The organism is Hymenobacter aerophilus DSM 13606, from assembly GCF_000382225.1.
Taxonomy (GTDB): Bacteria; Bacteroidota; Bacteroidia; order Cytophagales; family Hymenobacteraceae; genus Hymenobacter; species Hymenobacter aerophilus.
The window spans coordinates 125,204-145,061 of the sequence record NZ_KB907800.1 but is presented as its reverse complement, the minus strand read 5'-3'; the positions used below and the strand labels follow the sequence as shown (position 1 = coordinate 145,061).

The window sequence follows — 19,858 nt, the reverse complement described above, 5'->3', positions numbered from 1 at the left end:
ATGAAACAATACCTTACGTTCTTTCTCCTGCTGCTGACGCTGCCGACCCTGGCCCAAACCAGCGCCTTGCGCGGCCGGGTGCTCGACCAGAAAGGCCAGCCCGTGCCGTTTGCCAACGTGGGCCTGCCCGCCCTGCAGCAGGGTGCGGCTGCCGACGAAAACGGCCGCTTCACTGTTGCCGACCTGCCGGCCGGCCCGCAACAGGTGCAGGTCAGCGCTGTGGGCTACACCACAGCTAACCAAACCGTTACGCTGCCACTGGCCCAGCCGCTCACGGTGCGGCTGCAATCCACCGAAAGCACGTTGGGCGAAGTGGTGGTGACCGGGGTGAGCCGGAGCACGGAAATCCGCCGCTCCCCGGTGCCCATCGCCGCCCTGACCGGCCGCGAAATCCGCCTCAACGCCAACGGCAACGCCATTGATGCGGCCGCGCGCGGAGTGCCGGGGCTGGCCGCCGTTACAACTGGTCCCAACATCAGCAAGCCCTTCATCCGGGGCCTGGGCTACAACCGGGTGCTGACGATGTTCAATGGCCTGCGCCAGGAAGGCCAGCAGTGGGGCGACGAGCACGGCATTGAGGTTGACGGCTACGGCCTCGACCGGGTGGAAGTGGTGAAGGGCCCATCCAGCCTGCTGTATGGCTCCGATGCCGTGGCCGGCGTGGTGAACCTGCTGCCGGCCCTGCCCACCGGCCCCAACGGCGAGCTGCACGGCGAAGCCCTGGCCGAATACCAGTCGGTGAACGGGCTGGTGGGCAACTCGCTGGCCTTCAACTACCAGAAAAACGGTTTCCAAACCAGCCTGCGCGGCAGCCACCGTCTCGCCCGCGACTACCGCAACGCGGTGGATGGCCTCGTGTACAACACCGGTTTCCGAGAGCTGAACCTGACGGGCATGGTGGGCGTGCGTAAGGAGTGGGGGCGGTAAACATCTGGCTGACAGCCTACAACAACCTCCAGGAAATTCCGGACGGCAGCCGCGACTCGCTGAGCCGCGCCTTCACCCGGCAGGTGTTCGACGGCGACCAGGACGACTTCAACAACCGGCCCGTAGTGAGCCAGCAGGAGCTGAAGAGCTACGCCATCAGCAACCTCTACCAGCACATCCAGCACTACCGGGCCTTTGCTACGAGCGAGCTGAAAGCCGGCCCCGGCGAGCTGCGCCTGCTGCTGGGCGTGCAGCAAAACCACCGCCAGGAGTTCAACCACCCCACCGACCCCAGGCAGCCCGGCCTCGACCTGCGCCTGACTACGCTTAACTACCAGGTCCGCTACCTGTTTCAGGATTTCAACGGCTACGAGCTGACGGTGGGCGTGAACGGCATGGGCCAGCACAACCAGCACCTGAACGCCACCGACTTCGCCATTCCGCCCTACCGGCTGTTCGATATCGGAGGCTTTGGGGTGGTGAAAAAGGCGTTTGGCGCGCTGGAACTGACCGGCGGCCTGCGCTACGACACCCGCGTGGTGGACTGGAACGACTTCTACACCGGCATCGACCCGGTTACCGGTTTCGGCACCAAAGCCGACGCCAACACGCCCGGCGCCGACCGGCAGTTCTCGGACTTCCATAAAGTGTACCCGGGCGTGTCGGCCAGCGTGGGCGGCTCGTACGCGGTGGGACCTAACCTAATTCTGCGGGCCAACGTGGCGCGGGGCTACCGGGCCCCCAACATCCCCGAAATCGGCTCCAACGGCCTCGACCCCGGTGCCCACATCATCTACCTGGGCAACCCCGATTTCCAGCCCGAATTCAACTGGCAGGAGGACGTGGGCGTGCTCTGGAAAACGCCGGGCTTCGAGGCCAGCGCCGAGGCGTTCTACAACCACGTCGAGAACTTCATCTATCAGGCCAAGCAGTTTGATGCCAACGGGCAGGCCCTGAGCGACCAGTTCGGCAACTCGACCTACAAGTTCGAGCAGGCAGCGGCCAACCTTTTCGGGGGCGAAGTGGCCTTCAATGTGCAGCCCCGGGCGCTGCCGTGGCTGAGCTGGCGCACCGGCGCGGCCCTCGTCATCGGCGTCAACGAGAATAAACCCCTGCGCGAACGGGCCGGCGACGATGGCCGCTACCTGACCCTGATTCCGGCGCCCACCGCCCAAACGGAACTGCGCTTCACGCTGCCCGACCAGTCCGGCCGCCTCCTCGCGAATAGCTACCTGCGCCTGTCGGTAACCGGCACCGCCCGCCAGAACCGCTTCTACGCCGTGGATGGGGCCGAAACTGCCACACCCGGCTACGTGCTCACGGGCCTGGGCGCCGGGACCACCCTGCGCACCGCCGCCGGCCGCGACGTGCTGCAACTGGTGTTGCAGGCTGACAATCTGTTCGATGTAGCGTACCAGGCCCACCTCAACCGCCTCAAATATTTCGAGTACTACCGCGCTTCGCCCACCGGCCGCCTGGGCATCTACAGTCCCGGCCGCAACCTGAGCGTGAAGGTGGTCGTGCCGTTTTAAGGGGGCGTCTAGCAAGGCTGTATGTTAGTTGCTACCTTTTGACTATGAACACTTTAATGTCTGTTCATAACCCAAAGTGAAGTTCTTCGTTTAGCTGAACAATATATTCCATCCACTTTAAACTCCTGTACTTATGGCTAATGCAAATGACCAGGCCGAAAAGCACGTCGGCGAAACCAAAGGACTTCCCAACCACACCCACGACCTGGTGCACGACCTGAACACGCGCCTAGACGCCCTGTGGCGCTACGACCAGTACATTGCCAACGCAGAAAAAGGCGGCTCCAAAGACGGCAAGCAGTTCTGGCAGGACATGAAAACCCAGGAAACTAAGAACATCGACCGCCTGAAAGACCTGATTCGTCAGTGCGTAAAGGACGGTAGCTTCTGATAGTTACTATAGCCCAACACAAAGCCCGCTGGCGACCTGCTAGCGGGCTTTGTGTTGGGCTATATCCGACGGCTGGTTGCCAGCTTAGTCCTGAATATTAATAGTGAATTCCCCATCCGTGACGCGCTTTGTTAACTGATTATTCCGGAGGCTTTTGCCGGTAAAAGCAAAGGTGCCAGAAACGGTTGAGGCTGTGAGCTTAGAAACAGTAACGTAGCCAGCGTCAGCCGAATAAGCGTCAATTCCAATGTAAGTATTGGGGTCGGCAAAGCGGGCATTTGCGATAGAGTTGGAGCCAATAGTATATGTCCCCACTTTCATAGGAACATGCAGCTCCAGGTTAAGTCCCACGCCTTTAGAATTGGCAATAGTAACTTCCTGGTAGATATAGATATCCAATCTATCAAAATTTATATCGCCATATCCTGTTGAGGAGGTCAGCTTCTGGCCCTCCAATATCCAACTGGCCACCCCCGGCTGAGTCGGGGCGGAACTGTCGTCATCCTTGGAGCAGGCGGTTAAAGCCAACAGCGATGCTGCGAAGGCTAAAGTGGCCAAACGATGGGAAAAGGTGGGCATAGCCAGAGGCATTAAAGAGTGGGAATTATCGTGTCGCTTCTCCGACAATATTCGTTCCAGATGCCCTATAAATAGCAATATATCAGCCCATGAGCTGCTGAGGTGTCGTGCCAGTTGTGCATCCGCCGCCGCTACAGCACCAGCAGCCCCTTCTCGCGCAACGTCAGCCACGCCGCCGACGTCAGGAATTGCTCGAAGGAATGGCCGGCCGGGAAGTCGCGGGCAGCGTCTTTGAGCAGGATTTTCGTGTCGTAATCGGTGCTTAGGCAGGTGAGCAGCTCGTGCAGCCAGGGGCCGAGGGCGGCGGGCAGCTTTAGCTCGAAGTCTTCGGCCTGCTCGTAGAAGGTATGCACGGCCCGGCCGCCTTTTTTGCCGGGTTCCAAGCGCAACTCGGGCGCGTTGCCGAGCCAGAACAGACGCTGGTTCTGCTTGGCAAAATCGGGCTTGACGGGCTCCTGCAGGGCCTGCGCTACTACGTGGCGGGGAACGGTGGTTTTGGGTACCCGGAAATCAAACCAGAAGCCCAGCGGTTCGTGCAGGGCCACGCCGTGCAGGTAATTGTAGAGCGCCTTGGCCAGGCCGGCGCCGAACTGCTCGTGGTCGGTGCCGGTGGGGTCGTCGTGCCACAAGTCGTTCCAGGCGAAGGGGCCGGGCTCGGGGCCCACGGCCGCCACCTGGTATTTGGCCGGGTTGCGGCCCACCGGCGAGTGGGCCGTCATTGAAAAACGGTGCCAGTAGCCGCTCTGCACGATGCCCGCCTGGAAAAGTTGCCGCACGATTTCCAGGCTGTCCACGGTTTCCTGGGTGGTTTGGGTGGGGAAGCCATACATCAGGTAGGCGTGCACCATGATGCCGGCTTGGGTGAAGCCGTCCGTCACGCGGGCTACCTGGGCAATGGTGACGCCCTTTTCCATGAGGGCCAGCAGCCTATCGGAAGCCACTTCCAGCCCCCCGCTCACGGCAATGCAGCCGCTGGCGGCCAGCAGCCGGCACAAATCGGGCGAGAAGGTTTTTTCGAAGCGGATGTTGCCCCACCACGTAATGCCGGTGCGGCGCTTGAGTAGCTCGATGGCCAAATCGCGCAACGCCAGCGGCGGGGCAGCCTCATCCACGAAGTGAAAGCCGGTCTGGCCGGTCTGAGCCACAATCTGCTCGATACGGTCAGCCAGCAGCGCCGAGGGGGCAGTTTCGTAGCGGCCGATGTAGTCGAGCGTGACGTCGCAGAACGAGCAGCGCTTCCAGTAGCAGCCGTGGGCCACCGTGAGCTTGTTCCAGCGCCCGTCGCTCCAGAGCCGGTGCATCGGGTTCAGCACTTCAATCACCGACAAATACTCGCTCAGCGGCAAGTCCGAATAGTCCGGCGTGCCCACCTCGGGGTGCGGAATATCGGGCTGCGGGTGGTTGACGTACTCCACCTGCCCGGCAGCGTTGCGCAGGAAGGTCCGCTGCAAGGGGGCTACAAGCTGCAAGCTCCAAGCTCCAAGCTGACGTCTTTCTGGCTCACTGACCAGCGCTTGGGAGCTTGGAGCTTGCAGCTTGTGGCTCGCGGCTTCCAAAAGCCTTAGCCACGGGCCTTCGCCGTCGTCGAGGGTCAGAAAGTCGATATAGTCGAAGAAGCGGGGCTCTTGGATGGTGCGCAGCTCGGTGTTGGGGTAGCCGCCGCCCATGAGCGTGTAGGTGGCGGGGCGCAGCTCTTTCACGCGGCCGGCCAGCCGCAGGGCCCCATAGAGGTTGCCCGGAAACGGGACCGTGAAGCCCACGATGTCGGGCTGCGTGCGGGCCAGCAGGTCGTCGAGCAGCTCCAGCAGCATCCGGTCGAGCAGGTTAGGCGGGGCTTGCAGGGCTTCGTGCAGGCCGTCGAAGGTGGTGGCCGACATGGCCAGCTTTTCGGCGTAGCGCGAAAAGCCGAACTGCGGGCCCACGGTTTCCTTGAGCAGGTCGCCCAGGTCTTCGAGGTAGAGCGTGGCCAGGTGGCGGGCCTGGTCGGAGAGGCCCATCGTGCCGAAGGCCGTTTCCAGGTCGGCCACGTTGTCGAAGCGGCTGGCCTCGGGCAGGTAGCGCGAATGGCAGATGCGGGGCGCCAGGGTGGAGTCCTTGTTTTGCAGGAAGCGCACGACGGGCTCCACGGTGCTCAGGTAGCTGCTTTTGAGCCGTAGCATCCGGCGCGCGTTGTCGCTTAGCACAAAGTCGCCGGCCTCAATCTCGGCGAAAACCCGCGTCAGGCCCGCCCGCGAAAATAGCTTCAGCACCAGCTCCAAACCCAAATCGGCCTGCGCCACGGCGTAGCCCCGCCCCCCCAGAAACCCTTTGATGTAGGCCGTGGCCGGGTAGGGCGTGTTGAGCTGCGTGAGCGGCGGCGTGATGAGCAGGACTTTGGGCGGGCGGGAAGTCAATTTGAAGTCAACGAGAAAAAGTCGGAAGGAAAAGCCAGCCAAGCCCAACAGGCCGGCCATGCGGAAAGCAACCACCGGCCGGCCCGAAAGGTGCCCGCAAAGGTACGGCCCCGCCCGCCGCCTTGGGCGGTTGGGCTACATCTTCATCTTGCCCATCTTCATCAGCGAGGGGTTCAGCCGCAGATATACCTGCCCCGACACCGGCGTACTGCCGTAAAAAGGGCGGATAGCCTCCTCGGGGCGGTACACGGTGGCCTGGGCGCCCAGCGTGAAGTCGATGTTGGCCACTTGCGCCACCCGGTAGTTGGCGCCCACCGTGAGCGAGTGCACATTGAAAGTAGGGTGCGAGGCGGTTGGATACTCAGGCGTTGGTAGCTGCAGCTCCTCGTCGGATTTCTGCACAAACTCGTAGCGCCCATACACGGCCGGCTTGCCCAGCTGCACGTTGGTTTCGGCCAGCACCGAGTGCGAAGCCTTGTCGGTGTGGCCGTCCTCTACGTGCTGGTTCATGCCCCAGACCAGCGCCGAGGTGATGTAACGGTAGTCGCCCCAAGTGTTGCTCTGGATGATGGAGGCCGTGGTGCGCTTCACGTCCTCCTGGGGCGCCAGCGTTTCGGGGCTCTTAATGAAGGCCCGGCTCACCTGCAAAGCCAGCGCGGGGGTGGGGTTCCAGTTCAGGCGGCCGGCCCACGAGTCGGCGCGGGGCTTGTCGAAGCCGAAGCGGTGCTCGTCGGGCTCGCGGCCCGTGAAGTTGGAGCCTTCCAGCTTGAACTGCTTGTAGCGCAGCCCCAGCGTGGCCACTCCGAACGTGATGTGGGTGGCGTCCTGCCAGTGGTGGCCCAGGGCGGCATCGGGGTTGGGCATGGCCGAAATCCGGTGCATGAAGGCCACGGGACCAATGGCCGGCTCGCCGGGGTAGCCCACGTACAGGCTCAGGTCCACATCTTTAGTAAAAGCGTGGGTGTAGCCGATGCTCAGCGACGAGAACAAGTCGTGCGGGTGCTGGCGGTCGACCAGCGGCTTGCCATCGAGGGCCTCGCCGCTCTGGAACAGCAGCGGGTAGCCGTTGTTGCCGTCGGTGATAACGTCGAGCGAGAGCATGGCCGTGAGGTTGAGCAGGCCCTTCTGGCCAATGTTGCGCTGGGCCATGGTCATAAACCAGTTGGGCGCATCGAAGGTGCTGCCGCCGCGCTGCCCGTTTTTGCGGCCGATGTTCTGGCTGGTAAAGCGCGGGCTGATGGCGCCGTGGTTCATAATCATCCAGGCTCCCTTGTGGTGCATCCACATGTACATGGGGGTGTTGTCGGGGTTCCAGGCGGTGCCCGAGCCGTTGCGGTTCATGGGCAGGTTGCGCGAGTAGGCGTGGCTCATGTTTTCCATGCCGCCGTGGTCCATACCCTCGTGGTTCATTCCCTCGTGGTTCATGCCCGGCATGGCGTGGCCGGCGTGGTTCATGCCCGGCATGGCGTGGCGGGCCGTGTCGGCCGGCATGGGCGGGGTGGTTTGCTGGGCCAGGGCCGGCGTGGCCAGCAGCATGCCGGCCAGCAGCACCGAAGAAGCGGATAAGCGCATAGTCAGAAAGTCAGTTGAATCGATACGCTAAAGACCCGCAGACCGGCCCCGGGGTTACATACAAATCGGGCGCAGTTGGTGCGGAATTAGGAAGCAACCCAGCGGTAAGTCGAGGATAGAAAGTAAAAAGTGAAAGCCGTTGAACGTCAGCACCAGGCTCGTTCAACGGCTTTCACTTTTCAGCTTCTGCGCTCAGCTTACCGCTATGCCAGCTGGTCGAGCGAAAGGCGGCGCGGCATCAGGTCGCGGCGGAACTCACTGACTGAACGGCCGGTAACCTGGCGGAACTGGTTGCTCAGGTGCTGGCCCGAACTATAGCGCATCTTCTCGGCTATTTCGCTCAGCGTCATTTCGTTGTAGCTCAGCATCTCCTTCACCCGCTCAATCTTCATCCGAATCAGGTATTTCTCGATGGTGAGGTTGGCGGTGCGCGAGAACACCTTGCTCAGGTGCGAGTAGGTGGCCGCAAACCGGTCGGTGAGGAAGGCCGACGTGGTGAGGGGCATGCGGGCGGTGCGCAGGTGCTCCAGGTACTCCACCAGGGCCGTTTTTATTTGCTCGGTCAGCTGGTCGGCCCGGCCCATTACTACATCGAAGCCGGCCTCGCGTAGCAGCGGGGCTACAGCAGTAGGGTCGGCGGGGGTGGTTTCGGCCAGCTGCACCTGCCCGAGCGTGACGTCGGTGGGGGTGTAGCCGGCTTGTTCGAACAGGTTGCGGACCGCCTCGATGCAGCGGGGGCAGACCATATTTTTGATGTGGAGCAGATGCGTTTTCACGAGTGGTTGTGGTTGGAAGGTTTCGGCCGCGCAACAGCGCGCGCGGCAGGACGGGAAACGGCGGCAGCTGGCTTTTTACGCCCCTTGGGGCTGGCCGGAGTTTCGGCCCAGTTGGGGCCAAACCAGTTGGCTGCCGCCCAACTAACAAACGGTACTGCTGCCAAAAAGGTAATGGCCAGCAGCCAGAAAAATACGAAAAAAGCCCCGAACAGTCGGCCAATGAACCCCGCCTGCATTCCGTAGAGGTAGAGCGTAAGCGCCAGCGCCAGCACAAGGCTGATTCCGGCCAGCAGGGCCGCCTGCCGGAGCAGCGGCCGCAGCACTGAAAAACGGCTGACGGGTTGGGGCATAGCGGGTCGGGTAAAGCGCAAATATACGCTTCGGCCTTATTGGGGCGCTACGAGCTTAGGGAGGGGCAGGGTTGAAAGCAGGGCATAAAGGCAGAAATTAGGTAGATAAAAACGAAAAAGCAGCGCGGGCAGTAAGCCGGCCGGCGCCGGAAAAAGGTATACGCAAAAACCAGTCGGGCGGTCAGCCGTACAGGCAGGTAACCCATTTGCTTCGGTTTTCTCGTCCTATTTGCTTCACTCATGAAAATGACTCTCCTCCGCCCCCTGGCAGCCGTGCTGCTGCTCACCGGTTCGCTCACCGCCTGCAACACCGGCAACGAAGACGGCGCCACCAACGTCGAGCGCGGCAGCAACAAAGAGCTTGACCCCATGGCCCGCCGCCCCGATAACATGGGCGACGACTCGGCCGCTGCCGGCCTGAAGCCCGATACAAGCCGCGTTACGCTGGAACAGCAGTACAAGAACGCCGCCGATAAGCCCGACCGCAACCGCGACGGACTGGCCGACTAAGCTAGCTGACTGATACTAAGAGTTGTAAGTCAGCCTTTTGTTCAGCATGCCAGATGCCAGACCGCAAAAGCAAGGCCCCGCACTCACCAGAGCGCGGGGCCTTGCTTTTGCTCAGCAGTTGCCGGCGTTGGAGTCGGCAGCTACGCGGCAGGCTTAATAAAACACGAAGCCGTTGGGGCCGGCCAGTACCGTGAACGAGTCGATGGCCGCACCGGTGTTTTTGAATCGGATGACCTTGTCGGATGACGAAAACGAGGCCAGACCACCGTAAATGGTGCCATCCTGCGGGTCGACGCCCAGGCCGTAGAAACTGCCGCGCTTGATGAGCGGCGTAGTGGGCAGGGTGGCATCGTTGATGCCGAGCGTGTACACACCGCCCAGGTAGGTGTAGTACAGCTGGTCGAGGCCGCCGTTGATGGTCAGGTTGCCGGGGGAGCTCTTATCCGAAGGCATCTCGCGGGTGGTGGCCGTCAGCTGGCCGGGTACAATCTGCGAAAGGCTGCCTTTGCTCAGCCGGGTAGGATTGGGGTTGTACACTATCTTACCGCTGTTCAGCACCCACACCCGGCCGCTGCGGTCGGCTACCACGCTGTTCGGGCCGTCGCCTACCGTAATGGTGCCTTCCACGGCATCGGTGGTCGTGTTGATGACCGTCACAGTATTACCGCCGTTGTTGGTTACGTACAGGCGCGAGCCCACCACGGCCAACTGCTCGGGCTGGCTGCCCACCGCAATGCTTTTGGTTACTTTATTGGTTTTCAGGTCAACAACCGACACCTGCCCATTAGGCACGGTGTAGGATATGGTTTCAGTCACGTAGCCCTTACCCGATGAGGTAGTTGCGAAGTAGCGCGGTAGCTTAAGGCCACGAATGGTATCCTTTGCAACAAACGTTTTCAGCGAGACCACCATTACTCTGTTGCTGTTGTTGGCTACGATGTAGCCCAGGCTGTCGCGCACGACCATGCTTTGCGCAATGTCGCCAAGATTCTTGCCTTTGTTAGCCGAAGCAAACAGCGACTTGTTGGTAACCGACTTACTAGCCTTATCGAACAAGCTGATTTCGGCATTGGAGCGCCCAAAATTGCCCTCGTTTATTACAAACACGGAATTTGTAACTATCGGCGGCGGGCCGGGGGTGGGGTCTTTGTCGGGGTCGCAGGCCAGCAGGGTGAGGGCGGCGGCGCTACCCAGCAGCAGCCGGCCCGGCAGGCTGGCAAAAGCGGTAAATGGCTTCATTGGGAAAGAAATTGGGAAAAGAAAGAGTGAAAAAGATGGAATAAACAGGGGTTTATCAAGCCACCAGCCTCAGCGCCACAGCAGGCGCAGGCTGAGGCTGGCGTTGCGGCCGGGCAGGGCGCGGTTTTCGTAGTTCTGGTAGTTGTTATTGGTCAGGTTGAAGCCCTGGGCCAGCACCAGCAGCTGCCAGGCCGGGGCCAGCGCCAGCGTGCGGCCCACCGAAGCGTTCAGCAGCAGGTAGCCCGGCAGAAAATCGGTGGCCGAGGCGTCGGTGTAGCGGTAGCCGGTATAAGTGAGCGTGGTGCCCAACTGCCATTTCTGCCAGCTGTGGTCGGTACTGAAGGCGGCCGTGTGCCGCGGCACGAAGGGCAGCTGCCGGCCCGCCGGGTCGGTGTCGGCGGCCGTGCCCTTGGTTTTCTCGGTGCTCGTGAAAGCGTAGGAAACCCGGGCCGTGAGGCGGTAGGCGCCGCCCGGCTGCCAGCCCAGCGCACTGCTGGCTTCCAGGCCCTGCGCCCGCACCTGCCGCAAATTGCGCGGCGACCAGTACGAGGCGCCCGGCGTCCACTGCACCCAGTTGTCTACCAGCTGCCGGTAGCCGGTCAGCTCGGTTTGCAGCGTCAGGTGCTCAGTTTTGAAGGTGTGCGCCAGCCCGCCCTCGTAGCCCAGGCTTTCCTCGGGCAGCAGCTCGGGGTTGCCGCCGGGCCGCCAGTACCGCTCATTCAGGGTGGGGGCGCGGTAGCTGCGCGAGGCGTTGGCTTTCAGGCTGAGCGCGTGCCGGCCGGCGGCCACGGCCTGCCACTCGGCCCCGGCGGTAGGGGTGAGGGGCGGCTGCCGGCCGGGCAGCAGGGCCTGCCGCAGGTTGAGCGAGAGTTGCAGCCGGGGCCGCGGGTCGTAGCGCAGTAGCAGGAAGCCCGAGTAACGGTTCTCGGTGCGCGGGGCCGCGCCGTAGCCATCTACCTGGGCCGCGAAGTGCTGGGCCTCGACCCCCAGCCGCACCGAGGCGTTGGGCGCCAGCCGCCACGTGTGCTCGGCCTGCGCCTGGCTGGTGCGCACCCGCGATTCGCTCAGCCCGCTCACCTCGTCGCGGTAGTTGATAACGTCCTCGAACCAGGCGGCCCGCACGGCCCACTCGCGGCGGGAACTCACGTGGCGGTAGCCGGCCGTGAGGCGGCGGCTCTGGTCGCGCTCCTGGGCGCGGGTGTTGTTGGTGCCGATGCCGGGCTGAATCTGGCGGTCGGCGTCGGTGAGCCACACGGCGGCGCTCAGCTCGCCGCGCTGACCCAGTCGCAATGTGGCGTCCTGCGTGAAGCTGGTCTGCCGGAAGGCCGCGTTTTCCTGGCGCTGGCGCACCTGGTCGCGGCCTTCGCCTACGTAGTACGGAAAGTCGTTGTCGGCGCGGCGGTAGCTGAAACTGGTGCGCAGCGCTACCTTCTGGTTGCTGAAACCGGCCGTGGCCAGCCCCGCGCCTAGCCCGAAGCTGCCGTAGTCGCCCTGCACCGTGCCGTGCCAGCCCCGGCCCCAGTCGGCCGGGCCGCGGGCGGCGGCGCTAAGCTGCACCGTGCCGCCCACCGCGCCGTTGCCGTAAGTAGCGCCCGCCGGCCCCGGCTGCACTTCCACCTGCGTGCTGCCATTGATGGGCAGCAGCGCAAAATCGGCCTCGCCCAACGAAGGCAGGTTGATGTTGAAGCCGTTCCAGAGCACGGCCGTGTGCCGCGCCGAGGTGCCGCGCAGCGTGATGGATGACAGTTGCCCCGGCCCGTAATTCTTGATGTAAATGGCCGTGCGCGCCCCCAGCGCGTCGGCCAGCGTGCCGGTGCGGTAGTTGTTCAGCGCCACCGAGTCGAGCACCAGCTGGCGGCTGCCCACGGCGAAGCGCGTGGCCCGCAGCCCCGCCACGCGCACGGCCGGCAGCTGGGGGCTGCGCAGCGTATCGGTGGGGGCTTGGGCCGCGGCGGGCAGGGCCGCGCCGGCCAGCAGGCTCAGGCTGGCGAGGGAAGTGAGTCGGGCGGCGAACCACCAGGGAAAATGCGTCTGGAGAACCAAAATTTTCGTGACCGAAAAATTCAGTTCAAAACTTCGTCAGGTTGGCGCCGGGGCGCCCACCGGCCAAAGCCGAGTCCGAAAACAGAAGGGTATTCTGCAGCCCCAACGGGCCGCTACTGCATTCGTTCTCCGCCCTTCCTCCGCAGGCGCTGAACATAGGAAAACGCAAAGGCAGGTCTCCTGGCTTGCTCCGGGCGCGTCGCCTTCCCATTTCCGCCGCCTTCTTTCTCACTCAGAAGAAAAGAAAACAGCCGTCGAAACAGTGGCCGGTGATGACGCGCCGACTCCTGAAGCGTACAGTTGCGGGGACAGCTCCGGCTTCAAACCGGATTCCCTTTTCAGCCTCGCTCCCCAATCGGAGTCCGGCCACCTTTACGGCCGCAAAGATACGCGGGGATTTGAGAAGTGAGAAGTGAGCGAACCCGTTTGTCATTCTGAGCGAAGCGAAGAATCTCGCGTGCCACAGTAATTCCTGACGACAGGGTTACCATTGCACGCGAGATTCTTCGCGCTGCTCAGAATGACAGGCGGGTTGGGCTCGTTGCCCGTATTACCTTACTAACTATCTCTCCCAAATGAAGCTACCGCCCGAGTTCTACCGCCGCCCCGACCCAGTGCAGATTGCCCGCGACTTGCTGGGCAAGCACGTTTTCTCGCGGGTGGAGGGCCAGCTTACCGGCGGCCGCATCATCGAAACCGAAGCCTACTCGCACCACGGCGACAACTCGCTGGCCATGCACCTCAAACGGTTTAGCGCGGCCAGCCGGGCCCTGCAGGAGCCCGGCGGCCGGGCCTACTTATATAAGGTGTACCAGCGCCACACGCTGTTTAACATTTGCACCAACGAGGCCGGCAAAACCGATACCGTGCTCATCCGCGCCATCGAGCCACTGGTGGGCCTAGAGGTGATGCAGGCGCGGCGAGGTGCCTCCATCAAACCCAACCGGCTCACGGCGGGTCCCGGCATGCTCACGCAGGCGCTGGCCCTCACGCCCGCCCTCACCGGTACCGACCTGCAAGGCGACCTGCTCTGGATTGAAGACCAGGGCGAAACCATTCCCGAAAGTCAAATCGTAACCGGCCCCCGCATCGGCCTGGAGTACGCCGGCCCCGAGGCGGCCAGCCTGCCCTGGAATCACAGATGTTGCAGATGACTGGATGACGCAGATTCGTTCTGGCTGACAGTGCGACTATGCAACGACAGCCAGAACAAATCCAGCCAGCAGAACGAATCTGTGGCATCCAGTCATCTGCAACATCTGTGATTTAGCCCTGCACCGGCGCCATCAGCGACTCGCAGACCAGCACCATGAGCTTGCCTTCGTGGCTGGTGGTGGCGAACAGGTACAGGTCGCCGCCCTCGCGGATGCCGGTGCGGTGGCGGAACTCGGCCACCGAGTCGGGGAAGTTGCGGGTGGTGACGTGGGCGCGCACGGCCGGGCCGAGGTGGGCGCGCAAAGCCTGGGCGTCGTACTTCTCAACGGCCAGAATGCGGAAGCTGCGGCCGGGAAACTCGGGGTGAAACGTGTCGGAGGTGTAGAGGTGGCTGTGCTGGTGCAGCTTCAGCAGCTCGAAGGCCGTACCGACGCTCTTGAATGCTCCGGCCTTGAGCACGGCCACGTTGGGTTCGTACAAATACTGCCGGGGCTCGGCGTAACGCGGGATGGCGCGGGCCTCGCGGGCCCGGTTTAAGCGGAACTCCTGCCGGCTGCCGTCGCGGCGCAGGTTCAGGGCATAGCGCTCGGGGTCGACGGCCGGTTCCTCGCCCAGCTCATACAGCACCTCTTTACACTCGTTGTCCACCGCTACCACCCACAGCCGCCGCACGTGGCGCAGCTCTTTCAGGGCCTGCTCGATATCGAGCATGGGCGAGGTTTTGAGCAGGATGCGCGGGCTTTTGCGCAGCAGCAGCGGCAGCAGGCGCAGCACGTCGGGCTCGCAGTCCTGGAGGCGGAAAATCTTCTTGGCGGCCGTGTCGCGGCGGGCCGGGTCGAGGTAAATCCAGTCGTAGGTGTCGTCCGATTCGCGCAGGAAATGGGTGGCGTCGGTGGCGTGGCAGTGCACGTTGCTGATGTCCAGCTGGGCCAGATTGTAGCGCACGACTTCGGCCAGCGCGGCGTGGCGCTCCACGTAATGCACCTCGCCCACGGTAGCCGCAAAGTGGGCCGAATCGACGCCGAAGCCGCCGGTCAGGTCGGCCAGGCGGTCGGCCCCGCGCACCAGCTCGGCCTTGAAAGCGGCGGTGCGGTCGGAGGAAGCCTGCTCGACAGAGAGGGCGGGCGGGAAAACCAGGTCGGTGTTGGCGGCCCAGGTCGGGAGCTTGCCCTTGGCCTTCTGGCGGGCCTGAATCTGGCGGACTAATTCGGGAACGGGGAGGTGGGGATGGCGGCGGGCCTGCAGGGCCAGTTGGGCGGGGTCGTCGTGCAGGTGCTCGGCCACGTATTGGCGAGCCGCCGCGGGCAGCGGGTATTCCATGATGCGAAACTATTGTTTTATAGCTACAAGCCGCAAGCTGCAAGCCACAAGCTGATGTTTGAACGTCAGCTTGTGGCTTGCAGCTTGCGGCTTGTAGCTACCTATAAAGTCTATAACTGCCAGCGCAGGGCCAGCAGGGGGCGGCCGGTGGCGCTGGCGCCCAGGCCTACGCCGCTGGGCTGCAGCTGCCGCAGCAGGCCGGAGGCGCCGGCCGTGCGGCCGGCGTTGTGGGCCTCGACGGCGCGCTGGAAATGCGTGTTGGTGTTGCGCGAAATGAAAATGTTGCTCAGCAAGCTAACCGCCGCCACCCCGATAGCCACCTTTTGGGTGCTGTTGAAGTACTGCTGCCGGTCGGGGGCCGAGAGCACCTGCTGCCCGTAGAGGCCCACGGCGCCCACAAACACCACCCGCTCGGTCAGGAACAGCAACTTCTGGCGCCGGTAGCGGTTGAGGGCCGCCAGCGCTTCGGGCTCGCCGGCCAGGTAGGAGCGCAGGCGCTGGCCAAAGAAGCCGGCGCTCTGGTAATCGGCCTCGGTGGGGTTCTGGCTCAGGCTGAAGTAGAAGTTCTTCTGCACGCCATTCAGCCCCCGCTTTTGGTCTTCGAGGGACAAACTGATGCGGCCCGCCTGCTGGGCCTGTGCGGTGCCGGCCCAGCTCAGCAGGCAGATGAAGAGGGCAGCAAAGCGACGGAGCCAGCGGAAAGCGACGGGGGAAAATAGCAACATAAAGTCAAAAGTAGTGCACAGGAAGCCAAACCGCTAAGGCCGTCCGCCGGAAAATAGTGCAATTCGCAGGGATATTTTTTCCGGCCCCGACTCAACAAAAGGCCATGCGGCTTCGTTGTGCAGGCCAACACCTTTCCAACCTTGTATGAAAATGACTTCCTTTTTCCGCCCTGCCGCCCTGCTGGCTACCCTGCCCGCCATGCTGGCCTTCTCGGCCTGCAACAACGACGACGACAACCCCGCTCCCCAGCAGGGCCGGGTGATGATTACCCACGTGGCCGCCGCCGTGTCGGGCCAGGTGACGGCTTTTGTCAACGATAAGCAGGTAGGCCAGCTCAACTACGGCCAGAACAGCTCGTACCTCGGCGTGGATGCCGGCAGCCCGGTTTTCCGCATCAACAGCGGCACCCAGGAAGTCACCAAAAAGAACCTGGATATAGCGGTCAACCAGAACTATTCGGTTTTCGCTTACTCGCCTGCTTCCGCCATTGGCAGCGCCGAACTTATCAGCTTCTCCGATGATCTGACGGCGCCGGCAGCCGGGCAGGCCAAAATCCGCCTCATTCACCTGGGCACCGGGGTAAATTCGCCGGTGCGACTGAGCGTTCCGGCCCTTACTGCCGGCGCGGCGCCAACCGACCTGACCACCGACGTAGCCTTTGGGAAAGCGTCGGAGTTTATATCGGTCAATGCCGGCTCGTCTCCCGACCTTCGGATAACCACGACGGATGCCCAGCGCACGTCCATCCTGACGGTAGGCGATGGCTCCGGTTCGGGCTCGGGCAGCAAAAAGATTGAAGCCGGCAAAATTTACACGGTGCTGGTACGCGGCATTGCCACGCCCGGCGCCCCAACCGCGCAGAAGCCCCAGGCCGTTATCATCGCCAACAACTAAGCAGCCCCCGCGGCTTCTTGCTAAACATCAGCGCCTGCTTCCTGCAAAAAGGGGGCAGGCGCTGCTGCGTAAGGAGTAGATAGAAGCCGCCTTAACTTTTTCGTATTTTTGTGGTTGACTTCTCAAACCCCTTTTTATCATGGTAGAGACCAAGACGACGACGGCCTACGTGCCTTATAAAGTGAAAGACCTGAGCCTCGCCGAGTGGGGCCGCAAGGAAATCCGGTTGGCCGAGGCCGAAATGCCCGGCCTGATGGCCCTGCGCGAGGAGTTCGGCACCAGCCAGCCCCTGAAAGGCGCCCGCATTGCCGGCTGCCTGCACATGACCATCCAGACCGCCGTACTCATCGAGACGCTCATCGCCCTGGGCGCTGAGGTTACGTGGTCGTCGTGCAACATCTTCTCGACCCAGGACCACGCCGCCGCGGCCATTGCCGCCGCCGGCATTCCGGTGTACGCCTGGAAGGGCATGAGCGAGGAAGAATTCAACTGGTGCATCGAGCAGACGCTGTTTTTCGGCGAGAAGCGCGAGCCGCTGAACATGATTCTCGACGACGGCGGCGACCTGACCAATATGGTGCTCAACCAGTTCCCCGAGCTGGCCGCCGGCATCAAAGGGCTGTCGGAAGAAACCACGACCGGCGTACTGCGCTTGCTCGACCGCGTAAAGGCCGGTACGCTGCCCATGCCCGCCTTCAACATCAACGACTCGGTTACCAAGTCTAAGTTCGATAACAAGTACGGCTGCAAAGAGTCGGCCGTAGACGCCATCCGCCGGGCTACCGACGTGATGATGGCCGGCAAAATTGCCGTGGTGGCTGGCTACGGCGACGTGGGGAAAGGTACCGCCGCCTCGCTGCGCGGCGCCGGCGCCCGGGTTATCGTCACGGAAATCGACCCCATCTGCGCCCTGCAGGCCGCCATGGACGGCTACGCGGTGAAGAAGATGGAGAATGCCATCAAGGAAGCCGACATCGTGGTAACGGCCACCGGCAACTGCGACATCATCACCGAAAAGTCGTTCCGCGCCCTCAAGGACAAAGCCATCGTCTGCAACATCGGCCACTTCGATGATGAGATTGATATGGCCTGGCTGAACAAGAACTACGGCAACACCAAGGACACCATCAAGCCCCAGGTCGACCTGTACACCATCGACGGCAAGGAAATCATCGTGCTGGCTGAAGGCCGCCTCGTGAACCTGGGCTGCGCCACCGGCCACCCCTCGTTCGTGATGTCGAACTCGTTCACCAACCAGGTACTGGCCCAGCTGGAGCTGTGGCAGCACGCCGACCAGTACGAAAACCAGGTGTACACCCTGCCCAAGCACCTCGACGAGAAAGTAGCCCGCCTGCACCTCGCCAAAATCGGCGTCGAGCTGGAGGAGCTGAACCCCCACCAGGCCAAGTACATCGGCGTGGACGTGGAAGGCCCCTTCAAGTCGGACCTGTACCGCTACTAGACCACGGATTAGCGCGGATTTTAGCGGATTTCACGGATTTTGTGAATAGCCGCTACTCCGAGTCAGCTGTACCCATCAGCTGTAACCAGAAAACCCCGCCCGGCACGCTGCCGGGCGGGGTTTTCTGCGATTGAGCCCGGCCCCTGACCGTCCGCCGCTCCATGCGGCGGCTCCCCAGCCGCTGCCCGTATCATCCAAACCTCATCTGCCCCGCCCCAACAACCTCCCGCCCCACCCGAAGCCCCGCAGTTAGCTTGAGAAACCTCTTCGGTTGCTTGAGAATCCTCTTCGGTTGCCTGAGAATCCTCTTCGGTTGCCTGAGAATGCTCTTCGGTTGCTTGCGGAGAGCCTTCGGTTGCCTGAGAATGCTCTTCGGTTGCTTGCGGAGAGCCTTCGGTTGCTTATGGAATAGCTTTAGTTGCTCTTGAAAGACCTTTAGGTGCTCTTAATGTAGCTTCGATTGCTCTCAAAAGACCTTCAGGTACTCCAGCATCCTCTTCGGTCATTTTGGAAAGAGCTTCAGCTATTCGGGGAGGGTCTTTGGGAGCCGGAGGAACAGGCTGCGGAGCGGGAGGCTACTCGCCGGTGGTGAACCAAGGCGCCCCCAGATGGCCGGGCCGCTGGTACACGTGTACGGTGTCGGCGGCGGCAGTGCGTTCGTACAGGCTTTTGGTAACCTCCACGTCGTCGGGTTGCCGGCGAGAACCCCAGGGGCCTACATGGAGGTAATAGGAATCCGTTTTGCCAGCGGTGTAGTGCTTGCCCAGCACCGGCACGGCGTACACTTGCGGGCTATGCGTGTCGAAAGTACAGTTCACGATGGTGGCGGCGGCGGCTCCGTACAGCAGGCCCAGCAAGGTGCCCACCAACACCACCCGCCGGCTGTTGGTAGCCAGCAGCTGCGGGCTGCCCAGCACCAGGGCCGTGGCCAGCAGCAGGCCGGTGCCCGCCGCGTACGGAGCCAGTGGTGCATAGGCCAGCAGCTCAAAATCCAGCATTGCCCGCAGCAGCAGGCCCAGCGTCGGAAACAGCAGCGCGGCGGTTATCGTCGGCCGGGCGCTGTTGTCGCTGTCGTCGAAGCAAAGCCGACCGCGGTGCCAGAACAGGGCCGCGGCGGCCAGGGGCGGTACTGCCAGCCCCGCCAGCACGGCCCAGTCGTAGGGCTGGGGCCAGAACAGCAGCCAGCCAATGGTCAGGTAGCCGGCTACGCTTAGCACCCGGCCCACCTGCCGGGCGCTGGTCAGGGCAGCCTCCCGCTCGGCCGGGTTGCGGCCGAAATCTTCTTCCAGCAGCAATTTTTCGGCGTCCTGCTCCTGTTGCTGCACATCGAGGTCGGGAAACCGGGAGGCCAGCCACTGCTGGATTTCGGCGTAGCCCGCGCTGGTGTAGCCGATGCGGATACCGCGGTGCTGCTTGCTACTAGGGACGATGTAGGTGTAGTTCTGGTCGGTGCGGTAGCCTTTGATGGCGGCCATTGGCAGGTCTTTGCTGCGGAAGGCCCCCCGGTAGCTGACGCCCTGCTCCGAAAACGTGTGGCGCCCTTTGTATACATCGTAAAGGAGGAAGCTAAAAAGGCCGGCCATACTCCACATAACGGCTCCTATCGGTCCATACACTAGAAAGCCCTGGTTGCTGTCAAACAGAAAAGGACAAATCAGGAACACCACAATCATGAGTGGTACTAGCGCGTACAGAAAAATCCGCCAGCCGCGGGCAGTGCCGTAGCTGCGGGAAGGGGTAGGAGCGAGGGACACGAATGCAGGTTCGGAGTGAGGTAACGGAGTAGCCCGCCAAAGCTACGCGCCGGAAACAAGTGCGCCAACTCCGGGAGGGAGCTGGCGCAGATTGGTTGCGGAGCGCAGTAAGTCTGAAATCAGTTCCGGATTGCTGAACCAGTTGTAGAGACGCGACCCTTCGCGCCCTGGCGTTGCTGACGTTGAACGAACTACCTGCCGAGGTCCGCCCAAAGTCAGCAACGAGGAGACGCGA

17 protein-coding genes and 1 riboswitch are annotated in these 19,858 nt (G+C 62.7%); of the genes, 7 read left to right on the top strand and 10 right to left on the bottom strand.

All coding sequences use genetic code 11. The features are described 5' to 3' along the window. The 3 genes from H145_RS24670 to H145_RS0100735 all read left to right on the top strand — a co-directional run bounded on the left by H145_RS24670 (position 1) and on the right by H145_RS0100735 (position 2,850). Positions 1-927, top strand: coding sequence for a TonB-dependent receptor (locus H145_RS24670; protein WP_051102959.1), 927 nt, complete (start codon positions 1-3; stop codon positions 925-927). Beyond that, positions 915-2,459: a TonB-dependent receptor domain-containing protein gene (locus H145_RS24665; RefSeq protein ID WP_051102958.1), complete on the top strand. Its 1,545-nt coding sequence runs from the start codon at positions 915-917 to the stop codon at positions 2,457-2,459. The genes H145_RS24670 and H145_RS24665 overlap by 13 nt, the downstream gene beginning before the upstream one ends. A gap of 133 nt (positions 2,460-2,592) precedes the next feature. Then, the gene (locus H145_RS0100735) at positions 2,593-2,850 is read left to right on the top strand and encodes a hypothetical protein (RefSeq protein WP_019946216.1); all 258 of its coding nucleotides are present in this window, start codon (positions 2,593-2,595) and stop codon (positions 2,848-2,850) included. Positions 2,851-2,934: 84 nt separating this feature from the next. On the opposite strand, the gene H145_RS0100730 is transcribed toward H145_RS0100735, so the two are convergent. The 5 genes from H145_RS0100730 to H145_RS0100710 form a co-directional block, all read right to left on the bottom strand. Then, positions 2,935-3,429, bottom strand: a complete 495-nt coding sequence (locus H145_RS0100730; RefSeq protein WP_019946215.1) for a DUF6252 family protein — start codon at positions 3,427-3,429, stop codon at positions 2,935-2,937. Between the two features lie 131 nt (positions 3,430-3,560). Then, positions 3,561-5,882 carry a B12-binding domain-containing radical SAM protein gene (locus tag H145_RS0100725; protein WP_019946214.1) on the bottom strand — a complete coding sequence of 774 codons (2,322 nt, stop codon included), beginning with the start codon at positions 5,880-5,882 and terminating at the stop codon, positions 3,561-3,563. Positions 5,883-5,957: 75 nt separating this feature from the next. After that, positions 5,958-7,394, bottom strand: coding sequence for a hypothetical protein (locus tag H145_RS0100720; protein ID WP_019946213.1), 1,437 nt, complete (start codon positions 7,392-7,394; stop codon positions 5,958-5,960). Between the two features lie 203 nt (positions 7,395-7,597). Further along, a complete protein-coding gene (locus tag H145_RS0100715) occupies positions 7,598-8,170 on the bottom strand; it encodes a helix-turn-helix domain-containing protein (protein ID WP_019946212.1) in 573 nt (190 codons plus the stop codon). Next, the gene (locus tag H145_RS0100710; protein WP_019946211.1) at positions 8,167-8,520 is read right to left on the bottom strand and encodes a hypothetical protein; all 354 of its coding nucleotides are present in this window, start codon (positions 8,518-8,520) and stop codon (positions 8,167-8,169) included. Before H145_RS0100710 ends, H145_RS0100715 begins: the two co-directional genes overlap by 4 nt. A 246-nt stretch (positions 8,521-8,766) precedes the next feature. On the opposite strand from H145_RS0100710, the gene H145_RS0100705 reads away from it, so the two are divergent. Then, positions 8,767-9,030: a hypothetical protein gene (locus tag H145_RS0100705; RefSeq protein WP_157540919.1), complete on the top strand. Its 264-nt coding sequence runs from the start codon at positions 8,767-8,769 to the stop codon at positions 9,028-9,030. Positions 9,031-9,183: 153 nt separating this feature from the next. Here H145_RS0100705 and H145_RS0100700 read toward each other — a convergent pair whose 3' ends face one another. Together H145_RS0100700 and H145_RS0100695 are read right to left on the bottom strand one after the other, a co-directional pair. Beyond that, positions 9,184-10,269, bottom strand: a complete 1,086-nt coding sequence (locus H145_RS0100700; RefSeq protein ID WP_019946209.1) for a DUF5074 domain-containing protein — start codon at positions 10,267-10,269, stop codon at positions 9,184-9,186. Positions 10,270-10,338: 69 nt separating this feature from the next. Further along, positions 10,339-12,312: a TonB-dependent receptor gene (locus tag H145_RS0100695; RefSeq protein WP_019946208.1), complete on the bottom strand. Its 1,974-nt coding sequence runs from the start codon at positions 12,310-12,312 to the stop codon at positions 10,339-10,341. A 153-nt stretch (positions 12,313-12,465) separates the two neighbouring features. Next, a riboswitch (cobalamin riboswitch) is annotated at positions 12,466-12,701 on the bottom strand. Positions 12,702-12,887: 186 nt separating this feature from the next. Here H145_RS0100695 and H145_RS0100690 point away from each other — a divergent pair. Further along, a complete protein-coding gene (locus H145_RS0100690) occupies positions 12,888-13,466 on the top strand; it encodes a DNA-3-methyladenine glycosylase (RefSeq protein ID WP_019946207.1) in 579 nt (192 codons plus the stop codon). A 112-nt stretch (positions 13,467-13,578) separates the two neighbouring features. Here H145_RS0100690 and H145_RS0100685 read toward each other — a convergent pair whose 3' ends face one another. Both H145_RS0100685 and H145_RS0100680 read right to left on the bottom strand, forming a co-directional pair. Next, complete coding sequence (locus tag H145_RS0100685) at positions 13,579-14,787, bottom strand: THUMP-like domain-containing protein (RefSeq protein ID WP_019946206.1); 1,209 nt, start codon at positions 14,785-14,787, stop codon at positions 13,579-13,581. 110 nt (positions 14,788-14,897) lie between these two features. After that, positions 14,898-15,512: a hypothetical protein gene (locus tag H145_RS0100680; RefSeq protein ID WP_019946205.1), complete on the bottom strand. Its 615-nt coding sequence runs from the start codon at positions 15,510-15,512 to the stop codon at positions 14,898-14,900. Positions 15,513-15,663: 151 nt separating this feature from the next. Between H145_RS0100680 and H145_RS22310 the strand changes: the two genes are divergently transcribed. Beyond that, complete coding sequence (locus H145_RS22310) at positions 15,664-16,407, top strand: DUF4397 domain-containing protein (protein ID WP_169513142.1); 744 nt, start codon at positions 15,664-15,666, stop codon at positions 16,405-16,407. Positions 16,408-16,546: 139 nt separating this feature from the next. Continuing rightward, positions 16,547-17,869 carry an adenosylhomocysteinase gene (ahcY, locus tag H145_RS0100670; protein ID WP_019946203.1) on the top strand — a complete coding sequence of 441 codons (1,323 nt, stop codon included), beginning with the start codon at positions 16,547-16,549 and terminating at the stop codon, positions 17,867-17,869. 575 nt (positions 17,870-18,444) lie between these two features. Here ahcY and H145_RS0100665 read toward each other — a convergent pair. After that, a complete protein-coding gene (locus tag H145_RS0100665; RefSeq protein ID WP_019946202.1) occupies positions 18,445-19,452 on the bottom strand; it encodes a hypothetical protein in 1,008 nt (335 codons plus the stop codon). Between the last annotated feature and the right edge of the window lie 406 nt (positions 19,453-19,858).